10 protein-coding genes are annotated in these 12857 nt (G+C 68.0%); 8 read left to right on the forward strand and 2 right to left on the reverse strand.

Annotation, left to right across the window (positions count from 1 at the left end):
- Positions 1-4 precede the first annotated feature (4 nt).
- From nirD to cysG, 3 genes are read left to right on the forward strand one after another with little or no spacing between them, the layout of a single operon-like run.
- Positions 5-355: a nitrite reductase small subunit NirD gene (nirD, locus tag JL100_RS19860; RefSeq protein WP_202679341.1), complete on the forward strand. Its 351-nt coding sequence runs from the start codon at positions 5-7 to the stop codon at positions 353-355.
- The gene (locus JL100_RS19865; protein ID WP_202679342.1) at positions 352-2988 is read left to right on the forward strand and encodes a nitrate reductase; all 2637 of its coding nucleotides are present in this window, start codon (positions 352-354) and stop codon (positions 2986-2988) included. The genes nirD and JL100_RS19865 overlap by 4 nt, the downstream gene beginning before the upstream one ends.
- Positions 2963-4384, forward strand: coding sequence for a siroheme synthase CysG (gene cysG, locus JL100_RS19870; protein WP_202679343.1), 1422 nt, complete (start codon positions 2963-2965; stop codon positions 4382-4384). Before JL100_RS19865 ends, cysG begins: the two co-directional genes overlap by 26 nt.
- On the opposite strand, the gene JL100_RS19875 is transcribed toward cysG, so the two are convergent.
- Positions 4354-5538 carry a glycosyltransferase gene (locus tag JL100_RS19875; RefSeq protein WP_228421386.1) on the reverse strand — a complete coding sequence of 395 codons (1185 nt, stop codon included), beginning with the start codon at positions 5536-5538 and terminating at the stop codon, positions 4354-4356. The genes cysG and JL100_RS19875 overlap by 31 nt on opposite strands.
- A 511-nt stretch (positions 5539-6049) precedes the next feature.
- On the opposite strand from JL100_RS19875, the gene JL100_RS19880 reads away from it, so the two are divergent.
- From JL100_RS19880 to hemA, 3 genes are all read left to right on the forward strand, one after another.
- On the forward strand, positions 6050-7522 hold the full coding sequence (locus tag JL100_RS19880) for a hypothetical protein (RefSeq protein ID WP_202679345.1): 1473 nt from the start codon (positions 6050-6052) through the stop codon (positions 7520-7522).
- A gap of 140 nt (positions 7523-7662) precedes the next feature.
- Positions 7663-9054, forward strand: a complete 1392-nt coding sequence (locus JL100_RS19885) for an aspartate aminotransferase family protein (protein WP_202679346.1) — start codon at positions 7663-7665, stop codon at positions 9052-9054.
- Positions 9055-9254: 200 nt separating this feature from the next.
- On the forward strand, positions 9255-10472 hold the full coding sequence (hemA, locus tag JL100_RS19890; protein ID WP_202679347.1) for a 5-aminolevulinate synthase: 1218 nt from the start codon (positions 9255-9257) through the stop codon (positions 10470-10472).
- Between the two features lie 46 nt (positions 10473-10518).
- On the opposite strand, the gene JL100_RS19895 is transcribed toward hemA, so the two are convergent.
- On the reverse strand, positions 10519-11220 hold the full coding sequence (locus tag JL100_RS19895) for a PRC-barrel domain-containing protein (RefSeq protein ID WP_202679348.1): 702 nt from the start codon (positions 11218-11220) through the stop codon (positions 10519-10521).
- A gap of 183 nt (positions 11221-11403) precedes the next feature.
- Here JL100_RS19895 and JL100_RS19900 point away from each other — a divergent pair, with 183 nt between their 5' ends.
- Positions 11404-11949, forward strand: a complete 546-nt coding sequence (locus tag JL100_RS19900) for a hypothetical protein (protein ID WP_202679349.1) — start codon at positions 11404-11406, stop codon at positions 11947-11949.
- A 131-nt stretch (positions 11950-12080) separates the two neighbouring features.
- Positions 12081-12851: an Hpt domain-containing protein gene (locus tag JL100_RS19905; protein WP_202679350.1), complete on the forward strand. Its 771-nt coding sequence runs from the start codon at positions 12081-12083 to the stop codon at positions 12849-12851.
- Positions 12852-12857: the final 6 nt, after the last annotated feature.

A 12857-nucleotide genomic window follows, 5' to 3' on the forward strand; every position in this document is an offset into this window, starting at 1 on the left:
GATCATGAAGGAAGACATCACCTGGATCGAGGTCGGCCGGGTCGCCGACATCCCGCCGGCCGGCGCGCGGGTCGTCAAGACGAAGCAAGGCGACATCGCGGTCTTCCGCACCGCCGCCGACGACGTGTTCGCGGTGCGTGACCGCTGCCCCCATGCCGGCGGCCCCCTGTCCCAGGGCATCGTCCACGGCGCGCGGGTCACCTGCCCGCTCCACAACTGGGTCATCGACCTGGCATCCGGCGAGGCCACGGGACCGGACGAGGGCTGTACCGGGACCTTCCCGGTCCGTGTCGAGAACGGCCTGATCCGGCTGGGCCTGAGCATGCCCCCCGGCCAGCCCGCGGCGGCGTCGTGACCGGCGCCGTCCGCACCACCTGCCCCTATTGCGGCGTCGGCTGCGGCGTGGTCGCCAAGGCCGACGGCGCGGGCGGCTGGACGGTCTCGGGCGACCCGGAGCATCCGGCCAATTCCGGCCGGCTCTGCTCCAAGGGAAGCGCCCTGGGGGAGACGCTGGGGCTGGACGGCCGACTGCTGCATCCCGTGGTCGACGGCAGGGACACGACCTGGGACGAGGCGCTGGAGACGGTGGCGAACCGGTTCCGCGCGGTCATCGACCGAGACGGTCCGGACGCCGTCGCCTTCTACGTTTCAGGACAATTGCTGACGGAAGACTATTATGTCGCCAACAAGCTGATGAAGGGCTTCATCGGCTCGGCGAACATCGACACCAACTCCCGCCTGTGCATGGCGTCGAGCGTGGCCGGCCACCGCCGCGCGTTCGGCGGGGACGTGGTGCCGGGCAATTATGAGGACCTGGAACTGGCCGATCTGGTCGTGCTGGTCGGCAGCAATCTCGCCTGGTGCCATCCGGTGCTGTACCAGCGGCTGGTGCGGGCGCGGGCCGAGCGGGGAACCAGGGTCGTGGTGATCGACCCGCGCCGGACGGCGACCTGCGACGCCGCGGACCTGCATCTGGCTCTCACGCCCGGCAGCGACGTGGCCCTGTTCAACGGTCTGCTCGCATATCTGGACCGGTCGGGAGCCCTGGACCGGGACTATATCGCCCGGCACACAAGCGGTTTCGCCGAGGCCCTGTCGGCCGGGGCCGGGGAGCCGCGGGCGGTCGCCGCGGCCTGCGGGCTGGACGCCGACGAGGTCGAGCGGTTCTACGGCTGGTTCGCCGGGACGGAAGCGACCGTCACGGTTTATTCCCAGGGCGTGAACCAGTCGTCCCACGGGACCGACAAGGTCAATGCCATCGTCAACTGCCACCTCGCCACCGGCCGCATCGGCCGTCCGGGCATGGGGCCGTTCTCGGTCACCGGCCAGCCCAACGCCATGGGCGGGCGCGAGGTCGGCGGGCTCGCCAACCAGCTGGCGGCGCACATGGCGTTCACCCCGGAGGCGATCGAGCGGGTCGGCCGTTTCTGGGGGGCGCCCCGGATCGCGCATCGGGAAGGGCTGAAGGCGGTCGACCTGTTCCAGGCGGTCGAGGCTGGCCGCATCAAGGCGCTGTGGGTGATGGCGACCAACCCCGCCGTCAGCCTGCCCGACGCCGGCCGGGTGACCCGCGCGCTGGCGTCGTGCGAGTTCGTCGTGGTCTCCGACTGCACCCGCGATACCGACACCACGGCCCATGCCGACGTGCTGCTGCCGGCGGCGGCCTGGGGGGAGAAGGACGGCACCGTCACCAACTCCGAACGCCGCATCTCGCGCCAGCGCGCCTTCCTGCCCCCTCCGGGCGAGGCCAGGCCCGACTGGTGGATCGTCGCGCAGGTCGCGGCCCGCATGGGCTGGGGCGAGGCGTTCAGCTATGGGTCCGCGGCGGACATCTTCCGCGAGCACGCGACGCTGTCGGGGTTCGAGAACGACGGCGGCCGGGTGTTCGACATCGGCGCGCTGGCCGACGCCGACTACGACGCTCTGGAGCCGGTCCAATGGCCGGCGCCCGGAACCTCCCGGCTGTTCGGGGACGGCCGTTTCCCGACGGCGGACGGCCGAGCGGCCTTCGTGCCGGTGCGGGCGGCCGCTCCCGGAACGGCGACGGGCACCGAATTCCCGTATGCCCTGAACACCGGCCGTATCCGCGACCAGTGGCACACCATGACCCGCACAGGCCGGGTGCCCCGCCTGTCCAGCCACATCGCCGAGCCGTTCGTCGCGGTCAGCCCGGCGGATGCGGCGGTCGCCGGCCTGGTGGACGGCGGGCTCGCGGTGGTCCGCTCCGCCCGGGGCCGCGCCACGCTCAGGGTCAGGATCACCGCCGACCAGCCGCCGGGCCGGCTCTTCGCGCCGATGCACTGGAACCGGCAATTCTCGGCCGAGGGCGGCGTCAACGCGCTGGTCGCCCCGGTCACCGATCCCATCTCCGGCCAGCCGGAGCTGAAGCATACCGCCGTCAGCCTTGCGCCCTTCGAACCGGCATGGACCGCCTTCCTGATCACCCGGGAGGAGGTTCGCCCCCCGGAGGACGCCGGATACTGGTCGCGGGTCAAGGCGGCGGGCTGCACCATCCTGATCCTGGCCGGCACCGCAGCGCCGACCGACATCCCGGCATGGGCAGAGACGCTGCTGCCCCGGCTGCCGGGGATCGATTACCACGATGTCCGGCGCGGCATTCATCGCTGGGCGCGGCTCGACGGGGACCGGCTGGAGGCCTGCCTGTTCCTCAGCTTCGGCCCTGCCCTGCCCGCGCGGGAATGGCTGGTCGGGCTGTTCGACACCCCGTCGATCGACACGGATGCGCGCTGCGGGCTGCTGAGCGGACGGGGGCCGGACGGGGGGCCGGATGCGGGGCCGGACGGGGGGCGGGTCGTCTGCGCCTGCTTCAATGTCGGCCTGAACCGCATCGCCTGCGCCATCCGCGACGGCGGGCTGACCTCGGCCGAACAGGTCGGCGCCGCGCTCAAGGCCGGCACCAACTGCGGATCCTGCATTCCGGAGCTGAAGGAGCTTATCGCCGATGCGCGACGCGACCAGGCAGCCTGAGCTGCTGCCCTATATGCCCCTCTTCATGGACCTGAGGAAGGGACGGCCGTGCCTGGTGATCGGCTCCGGCGAGATGGCGGGCAACAAGACGGCCCTGCTGCGCCGGGCAGGTGCCGACGTCCGCAATCTGGCCGCCGCCGACTTCACCCCGGCGGCCCTCGACGATGTAGCCCTGGTGGTGGATGCCGCCGACGACGCGCGCCTGACCGCTGAGCTGGTTGGCCTCGCCAGGGCGCGCGGGGTTCCGCTGAACGTCGTGGACAAGCCGGAACACTGCGACTTCATCTTCCCGGCGATCCTCGACCGCTCGCCGGTGGTGGTCGCCGTCTCGACCGGCGGGCTGGCGCCGGCCCTGGCCCGGCTGATCCGCCAGCGGCTGGAACTGGCGGTCCCCTCGGCTTTCGGAAGGCTGGCCCGGCTCGCCGGAGAGTTCCGCCGCAAGGTCCAGGACGCGCTTCCGACCACGCGCCAGCGCCTGCGCTACTGGGACGAGGTCCTGGACGGGCGCGCCGGCGAGCTGGCGATGCATGGCCGGGAGGACGAGGCCCGCGCGGAGATGGAACGCCTGCTCGGCCGGACCGCCGCCGACGGCGCCGATCCCGGTCCCGGCATGGTCCATCTGGTCGGCGCCGGGCCGGGTGATCCCGACCTGCTGACCCTGGCCGCGATCCGGGCCATCAAGCGGGCCGACGTCATCCTGTACGACCACCTGGTCGGGGAGGGAGTCCTGGAGTTCGCCCGCCGGGACGCCGAGCGGATCTCGGTCGGCAAACGGGCCGGGCGCCATTCGGTGAAGCAGACCGAGATCAACGCCCTGCTTCTGGAGCATGCCTGCCGGGGCCGGCGCGTGGTCCGGCTGAAGGGCGGCGACCCGCTGATGTTCGGCCGCGCGGGCGAGGAGGCGGAGTATCTGCGCCGCCACGGCATCGAGGTGTCGATCGTGCCCGGCGTTACGGCGGCGCTCGGCTGCGCCGCGGCGGCGCAGATCCCGCTGACGCTCCGCGGGGTGTCGCGCAGCGTCCAGTTCGTCACCGCCCACTGCCTGGACGACGATGCGACCCGGGCGATGGACTGGGGCAGGCTCGCCAATCCTGACGGCACGCTGGCGATCTACATGGGGCGAAGCCAGCTGGCGCATTTCAGCGCCAGGCTGATCGAGGCGGGGCTTTCGCCCGACACGCCGGCGGCCGCCATCGAGAACGGCACCCGTCCCGACGAGAGCCGCTGCTTCGCGACCCTTGCGACCCTGCCGGCCCGCGCCGCCGCGGAATTGGGCGACGGGCCGACGCTGGTCATGGTCGGCGCCGCGATCGGCCACCGCCCGCAGGAGGCCGCCCCGCCGATGGCCGAGCCGGAGCCGGCGCGCTACGCGATGGAGCGTGCCGCCGCCGGCTGAAGCAGTTCCAGGTAGCGGTCCACTGCCCGCTCGACGGTGAACTCCTCCGCCTTGGCGCGCAGCAGCTCGGCGGGTACCGGATTGTCCAGCCCCTGCTCGATGAAATGGGCAAGCGCCCCGGGGTCGCCGACGGGAACCAGCCCGCCGAGCCTGCCGTCCTCCAGGATCTCGCGCGGTCCGCTGGGGCAGTCGGTCGAGACAGTGCTGGTGCCGCAGGCGATCGCCTCGATCAGGACCGTGGGCAGCCCCTCGAACCGGGACGACAGCACGAACAGCGAGGCCTTCGCCATGAAGGCCATGGGATTGTCGACGAATCCCGGCAGCTGCACGTCCGAGGATATCCCGAGTTCGTCGGCGAGCCGCTCCAGCTCCGGGCGGAGCGCCCCTTCCCCCAGGATCAGCAGCCGAGCCGGGCGTTCGGCCCGGACCCGGGCGAAGGCGCGCAGCAGGGTGGCGAAATCCTTCTGCGGCGACAGGCGACCCACCCCCAGGATCACCTGCGGTTCCCCCTCGGCGAACCAGGGATGGTTGACCGGCTGCGCGGCGCGGGTCAGCAGGTCGGGCGTGACGACGGGATTGTGGGCCACGTCGATTCGCGCCCGGTCCAGCCCCGCGAAGCGGGTCAGGTCGTCGGCGACGCCGCCGGACACCGCGATGATCTTCGCCGCGCGGGGATACAGGTAGGGCACGAGCCGGTAGGCCATCCGGAGCGTCGAATTGGCCTTGGCCCCCATGTTGCGGCTGATCTGGTTGTGCTCGGTGATGGCGATCCGGGTCCGGCCGCCGGCCAGGAGACGCGCCAGCAGGGCCGCGATATTGACATGGACCAGCGCCGTCAGCAGCACGGCGGGGCGCTCGCGCCGGAGATAGCGGGCCAGCGCCACGATGCTGTTGACGGTGCGCCGGGTGCCGAGCTCGACCACGCGGATGCCGGGCGGGATATCGTCCACATAGGCTCCTTCCCGCCGCACCAGGACGAGATCGACCGGGTAGCCGCGCCGCGCGATGCCGGTGGCGAGCGCCAGCATCACGCGCTCCGCCCCGCCGCCATAGAGATCCTGGAGGAACACGGCGATCCGCGAGGGGGCTTCCTGCGCTCCGGCCGGCCGGGTCCGCAGCATGTCGCCGAGGGAGATCGCGTCGTCAGTCTGCATGGTCAAGGTGACATCTCCTCAAGGCGGGAGGACCCGGGGCTCGCCGGTTACTCCATTTCGAAACAGGTTTAAGTAAAAATTAGCTGATTCCGACAGTCAAAGACCTCAAGCCATGACTAGTGCGGACTTGCAACGTTCATCAATCTCTCATTGCCTACGGCATCAACATTCTGCCTATTTTTTACCGACATGAATGCGCAAGCCTTGAACATTACGCGGTATAGATTGCCCTGCTTCCGTTTATATCTGTTCTCCGCAAACCCATTTTCAGTCCGAACGCTGTCGATCATCAACCAATTATTGGTTTTGACCAACTCCTCTAGAAGGGGTAGCGGGTGTTTTTCTTCGTCGTGGCACGTCGGTGTAGTCGGAGGAGACCGCAACGGGGTTCCCCTTACAGGCCCGTGGGCTTCTCCGGAGAATTCTTGATGTTATTTTTCATAGAGTCACTATACGCTCACATTTCCTAAAACGTGTTTCATGCCTTGAGTTTCCCGCAGGAGATTTCCTAATGAAGTATTATGACGCTTTTTCAGCGTGCCTGCTCGCGACATTGGCGCTGCTCGCCGCTCCGGCCCAGGCGGCGGATCCGAATTACGGTGTTCCCCTGCCGAATCCCGCGATCCCCGACTACGTGTTTCCGGCCCCGGAAACCGCGCTCCTGACGGCCGTCAACAACGCGGATACCGCCGCGATCTACCGGCACGGCTGGGGACTCTGGGCTTCGCTGACGGCGCCGACGACGCAGACGGCCTATGGCATCGCCAATGCCCCCGTTTATCTCACGTGGCTGACCAAGCAGGACCTGGTCGACATGAGCACGGCGCCGTCCACGGCCACCGATACCGCCGCCAGGACCACGGGGTCCGGCCGGGCCCGCAGCCTGGGCCTCAAGCCGGTCACCCAGCTCCGGAAGTTCGGGATCGACAGCTCGGCGCCGAAGCCCAAGGCGGCGGCGCCGGCCGCGACGGCGGTGACCCCGGACACGCAGATCTTCGAGACGGTCGCCTACGATCCGACCGCCGCCAAGTTCATCAATGACAATAAGCTGTTCGTCCTGTCGACCATCCAGGCCCTGTACAAGGCGGGCCAGGCGGAGATCCCGACCTTTCCGGTCACGGCGGTGTCGATCAAGCCTGTCTACAAGATCGTCTCGCAGTCGGAACTGATCGGCGGCAAGTACTATGCCATGCCGGCCTGGCCTGGCACTCCGGTCGTGACCGCCGAGATCGTGGCCTCAGGCTATCCCGAGACGGCGTGGCCCGGATGCGTCTATGTGGATGTCACCAATCCGGGGGCGTCCACGTCCACCGGGATCGACGGCACCTGCAGCGGCCAGACGGCGGCGTCGACCTACGGGCTCGGCGACTTCATCACTTATGCCGTGACCTCCGGCAACGTCGCCGCGTTCAACGCCGAGGGATACAACGTCGCCGCCGGAGACTACCTGCTGCTGATGGCGATGCATGTCACGTCGCGCGAGATGGCCGAATGGACGTGGCAGACCTATTTCTGGACGCCGGCGCCGATGAACCCGCCCCTGCCCAGCAGCGACGCGATCGCGTCCGCCCAGCCCGCGGCGCTGAGCATGCCGGCCGCCCACTACGCCATGTCCATCGGCTACCAGATGATCAGCCCGAACCAGCCGATCAACGGCGGCAACAACGACGGCAAGCCCGTGGTCGTCTACAATCCGTACCTGGAGTCCGGGTTCAACGCCGAGGTCTTCAGCGTCAGCCGGCCGGTCACCGATCCGAACACGGGCGTCGCCTGGACCGGTCAGGTGGGCGTGGAGACCAACTGCATGACCTGCCATTCCCTGGCCGCCGTCAATTTCGGGACCGGCAGCGGCACGGGATACGCGACCACCTTCTATATCGGCCGCAACGACCCGATCTTCGCCGGAACGGTGCAGACCGACTTCCTGTGGTCCATCGCCGACGTCGTGTCGTCCCAGCAGACGAGCACCGCCGTCAAGAAGTAGTTCCGGGCCTCTTGAAGCCGCCATGCCGGGACAAGTGCCCGCATGGCGGCCCCGCACCGAAGTTCCTTGGTTGCCAAGGGGGTGCCGCAGTACGATCTGATCCGAGGGACCAAGTCGGATCGGAACGGACAGAGCGAGAAATGACCAAGGTCGGAAATTCGGCGGCGAGCCGCGACAAGGCGTTCTACCTGCACCCCTACACCAACCTGAAGACCCACGAGGAGGTCGGACCGCTGGTGATCGAGCGGGGCGCCGGCGTCCATGTCTTCGATGACACGGGCAAGGCTTATATCGAGGGAATGGCCGGCCTGTGGTGCACCGCGCTGGGCTTCGGCGAGGAGCGGCTGGTGGAGGCGGCGACGCGCCAGATGCGCAAGCTGCCGTTCTATCATGCCTTCGGCCACAAGGCGCACGACCCCGGCATCGACCTGGCCGAGGCGCTGATCCGCATCGCGCCCGTGCCCATGTCCAAGGTGTTCTTCACCAACTCGGGATCGGAAGCCAACGACACCGTCGTCAAGCTGGTCTGGTACTACAACAACGCGCTGGGCCGGCCGAACAAGAAGAAGATCATCGCACGGCAGAAGGGCTATCACGGGGTCACCGTGGCGGCCGCGAGCCTGACCGGGCTGCCGCACCTGCACCGCGACTTCGACCTGCCGATCGCCGGAATCCTGCACACCGACTGCCCGCACTTCTACCGCTACGGCGAGGAAGGCGAGACGGAGGAGGATTTCGCGACCCGCCTGGCCGACCAGCTGGAGCAGCTGATCCTGGCCGAGGGACCGGACACCATCGCCGCCTTCATCGCCGAGCCGGTGATGGGCGCCGGCGGCGTCATCGTGCCGCCCGCCACGTATTTCGACAGGATCCAGCCGGTCCTGAAGCGCTACGACATCCTGTTCATCGCCGACGAGGTGATCTGCGGGTTCGGCCGCACGGGGTCGATGTTCGGCACCCAGACCTTCAACCTGCAGCCCGACATCATCACCGTCGCGAAGGCGCTGTCGTCGGCCTATCTGCCGATCGCGGCGGTCATGATCTCCGAGCCGATCTACCGGGCCATGGTCAGCCAGTCCGAGAAGATCGGCACCTTCGGCCATGGCTACACCTATTCCGGCCATCCCGTGCCCGCGGCGGTAGCGCTGGAGACCCTGAAGATCTACGAGGAGCGCGACATCGTCGGCCATGTCCGGGCGGTGGCGCCCCACCTGCAGGACGGCCTGCGCCGCTTCGCTGACCATCCGCTGGTGGGAGAGGTGCGCGGGATCGGACTGATCGCGGGCGTCGAGATCGTGGCGGACAAGGCGACCAAGGCCCCGTTCGACCCCAAGCTGGGGATCGGCGGCCATGTCGCCCGGTTCGCCCAGGAGCACGGACTGATCGTCCGCGCCATGGGGGACACCATCGGCTTCTCGCCGCCGCTGGTGATCAGCCCGTCCGAGCTGGACGACCTGGTCGAGCGTTTCGGCAAGGCGCTCGACGACACGCTCGCGATGGTGACGGAGAAGGGCTTGGCCGCCGTCGCCTGACGGCAGGCATTTACCGGGATCCCTTTGACCAGGATCAATGCCGGGTGGACTGAATCGTCTAGTTTCTCGCGGTGGCTCGGCAGGTCCGGGCCACCGCGACACGGTGCCACGCTGCATCGGCCGACTGCCGATTTACATGTTCCATAAAGTGTCGAATTCTGACACGTTGTTGAAAAAAGAGAACCTACGGATCACGCGCCATGGATTACGAAGCCTTCTTCCGGACCCAGATCGACAATCTGAAGCGTGAAGGCCGATACCGGGTCTTCGCGGATCTGGAACGCCGGGCGGGCAATTTCCCCAAGGCGAAACGTTACGACGGGGCGAGCGGCACCGTCCAGGAAGTCACGGTCTGGTGCTCCAACGACTATCTCGGCATGGGCCAGCATCCCGCCGTGCTCCGGGCCATGCACGAGGCGCTGGAGACTTGCGGCGCCGGTGCCGGCGGGACCCGCAACATCTCCGGCACCAACCACTACCATGTCCTGCTGGAGCGCGAGCTGGCCGACCTCCACGGCAAGGAAGCGGCCCTTCTGTTCACCTCGGGCTATATCTCGAACCAGGCGACGCTCAGCACGCTGGGCAAGCTGCTGCCCAACTGCGTGATCCTGTCCGACGCGCTCAACCATAATTCGATGATCGAGGGCATCCGCCAGTCGGGCGCCGAGAAATACGTCTTCCGCCACAACGACCCGGAGCACCTGGACCAGCTGATGAGCCGGCTGCCGGCCGACCGGCCGAAGCTGGTGGCGTTCGAATCCGTCTATTCCATGGACGGCGACATCGCCCCGCTGGACGAGTTGTGCGACGTCGCCGACAAGCACAACGCGATGACCTACCTGGACGAAGTCCATGCGGTGGGCATGTACGGCCCGCGCGGCGCCGGCGTCGCGGAGCGGGACGGCGTGATGCACCGGCTGACCATCATCGAGGGGACGCTGGGCAAGGCGTTCGGCGTGATGGGCGGCTATATCGCCGCGTCGTCCGCCCTGGTGGACGTGGTCCGCAGCTTCGCGTCGGGCTTCATCTTCACGACCTCGCTGACTCCGTCGATCGCCGCCGGCGCGCTTGCCAGCGTGCGTCACCTGAAGCAGAGCCAGGCCGAGCGGGCTTCCCACCAGGAACGGGCCGCCACGCTGAAGCGCCGGCTGCTGGACGCCGGCCTGCCGGTGCTGCGGTCGGTCAGCCACATCGTTCCCGTGCTGGTCGGCGACCCGCGGCTTTGCAAGCAGGCGAGCGACGAGCTTCTGGAACGGCACAATATCTACGTCCAGCCGATCAATTATCCGACGGTTCCGCGCGGCACCGAGCGGCTGCGGATCACCCCCTGCCCGCTCCACACCGACGGCGACATGGACCATCTGGTCGATGCGCTGCTCGATGTCTGGAGCCGGCTGGAACTGAAGAAGGCGGCCTGACCTGCAAGGGTCGGACCGCCTTCGCGACAGCTTCCGTGGTCGGGGATCAGTTGCTCTGGCGCGCCTGATCCTCGGCGGTCTGGGGCTGGACCTCGGCCTGGGTGGCGTTGACTCGGATGGACTGGGCGCGCTTGTCCACTCCGGCCACCTTGTTCCAGGGCACCTCGAAGATGGTGTCGCCGATGGCCCCGAGCAGCCCGCCGGTGCTGATCAGCAGGGTGTCTATCCTGCCGGTCTCCAGGTTGAGGACGGTGCCCGCGACATCGCCGAAATCCTCCTTGTCGGACAGGTCCACGGACATTTTCGCCAGGTCCTCGGTATAGACCTGGTTGGCGGCGAGACCGCCGCCGCCGCGGGAATGCGTCGGCGACTGCGCTTCGGTCGTGTTGAGCGCCGCCGGGCGCTCCGTGTCGGAGCCTGCATTCGCCTGGGGGGTCCCGCCGTCGCGGGTCTTGCCTCCGGAACCCGCCGGCGGCGTCACGTTGGTCGCCGCGGTATCGCCGTCCTGGCCGCCGACGGCGGGCTGGCGGGCACCCTGCGGCTGAACCTTGGGATCGGCCGGCTTTGACTGCTGGGTCCCTTCCGGGCCGCCCATCTGCCGGCCGGCAGGCAGGCTTTCCGGCGTCTGGATACCTTCCATCTGGTCGGTCGTCGAGCGGCCGCCCATGGCCGGCGTGTCCTGCGCATAAGCCCCGGTGCCCAGGGTCGTCAGGATCGCGGTCGCCGCCAGGAGTGTTTTGAGGGACACGATGGTCTCCATGTGGTGTGAATCTGCTACCCTGTTCAACAGGGCGTCGGCGTGCGGCGTTCCGTGCCGTTCTTCCGTCCATCGACGAATTGCGAATGCGTCTCAACAGCAGCTATGGACTTATCGGCGGAGACGCACTATGTTCCTCGGTGAGCCGTTGGAACCTTCCGGGGGAGTGGCACCATGTATCGCGACAATTCACTGATGCCGAAAGAGGCCGTGCGCCTCGCCGTACTCGGAACGCTCGCCCAGGCGGGTTCCCTGCGCTACGCCGATCTGGCCGGCGCGCTGCGCCATTTCACCAGCCGCATCGTCGGCCCGTCGCTCGACCTGATGGGAACGTCGCTGGAGCTGCTGCGCTATGACGGCTCCATCGAGGCGCTGGACGGTACCGGCATGGAGGACAACGCGGTCCTGACGGTGACCGAGGCCGGCCGCCGGGAGTTCGAGACCCTGATGCGGGCCAATGTCCGCGCCCCGTCGTCCGACGACCTGAACAAGCTGGTGATCACGCTCAAGCTCCGCTTTCTCCATCTTCTCGACAAGGAGGAACAGCAGGAGCAGATCGACCTGCTCGCCAGCATGTACGAGACGGAACTGGCGCGCCTGCAGGATCTGCGGCGCTATCACGAGGGCGACCCCGGCCATCTGACCGAGTGGCTGGACCATGACATCGCCCAGGTCGAGGCCCGCCTGCGCTGGTTCCAGGACCTGTACGAACGGACCTGACCTGCCCTTGGGCGTGTCCATAAGCGGCTCGACGCTGCGCCGACAGGCCTAGCACAAGACGAGTAGTGCCAAATGCGCATCAAAAGGGGTATGATGTAATCCCTTTTCCCAGCGCCGTGGCCATGCTCCCGATGTCAGTCAATCTCGATGCCGACGACCTAGCCGATCAACTGCGTGTCGAATTCAAGGACGATGCGCAGGATCGACTCGATATTGTCTATCAGACGTTGGACAAACGGGCGAACAGCCTGCTGGCCGACGAGGAGGCTCTCATGATCCTCCGGCGCGAAGCCAGCAAGCTCCGCGGCATCGGCGCCTCCTGCGGATTCCCGCTGGTCAACCTGATCGCGCACCGCCTGGAGACCTATCTTGGCGGCAACCTCACCCGGCTGAACGAGCGCCAGATCGAGGATGTCACCCGGTTCGCCGACCGGCTCGCCCAGGCCGTGGACCGGGAAGAGCTCCCCGATGTCGCGACGACCAACCAGATCATCCGCACCCTGCCCGTCCGGTACGAGTTCGACATCACCGACATCGAGGTGCACGACGTCGAGATCATGCTGGTGACCCCGTCCAAGGTGGTGAGCAAGCTGGTCAGCACCGAGATGGCGGCCTGCGGCTTTCGAACCGTCATCGTGCGCGACCCGATCGAGTCGATCGCCCTGGCGGTCCGGATGCCGCCGGACATGATCATCGCATCGGCCGTGATGGATGGCCTGGGCGGGCTCGACCTGCTGCGCGGCCTGCGCGCCATGTCCCCCACCCGGGACATGCCCATGGCGCTGCTGACCAGCCTGGAGACCGGCATCAAGGATGTGCCGGAAGGCATCGCCGTGATCCGGGTCGGCACCCATTTCGGCGACGATTTCGCCGGGGCGATCACGCGCTTCAACCTGGGCTGACGGAAC

The organism is Skermanella mucosa (assembly GCF_016765655.2).
In the GTDB taxonomy this organism is placed as follows: domain Bacteria; phylum Pseudomonadota; class Alphaproteobacteria; order Azospirillales; family Azospirillaceae; genus Skermanella; species Skermanella mucosa.

Excerpts from the sequence above, each read along its gene's own strand:
- JL100_RS19875 (WP_228421386.1), bottom strand. The coding sequence starts at position 5,538 with ATGCAGACTGACGACGCGATCTCCCTCGGCGACATGCTGCGGACCCGG.
- cysG (WP_202679343.1), top strand. The coding sequence starts at position 2,963 with ATGCGCGACGCGACCAGGCAGCCTGAGCTGCTGCCCTATATGCCCCTC.
- JL100_RS19905 (WP_202679350.1), top strand. The coding sequence starts at position 12,081 with ATGTCAGTCAATCTCGATGCCGACGACCTAGCCGATCAACTGCGTGTC.
- JL100_RS19900 (WP_202679349.1), top strand. The coding sequence starts at position 11,404 with ATGTATCGCGACAATTCACTGATGCCGAAAGAGGCCGTGCGCCTCGCC.
- hemA (WP_202679347.1), top strand. The coding sequence starts at position 9,255 with ATGGATTACGAAGCCTTCTTCCGGACCCAGATCGACAATCTGAAGCGT.
- JL100_RS19885 (WP_202679346.1), top strand. The coding sequence starts at position 7,663 with ATGACCAAGGTCGGAAATTCGGCGGCGAGCCGCGACAAGGCGTTCTAC.
- JL100_RS19880 (WP_202679345.1), top strand. The coding sequence starts at position 6,050 with ATGAAGTATTATGACGCTTTTTCAGCGTGCCTGCTCGCGACATTGGCG.
- nirD (WP_202679341.1), top strand. The coding sequence starts at position 5 with ATGAAGGAAGACATCACCTGGATCGAGGTCGGCCGGGTCGCCGACATC.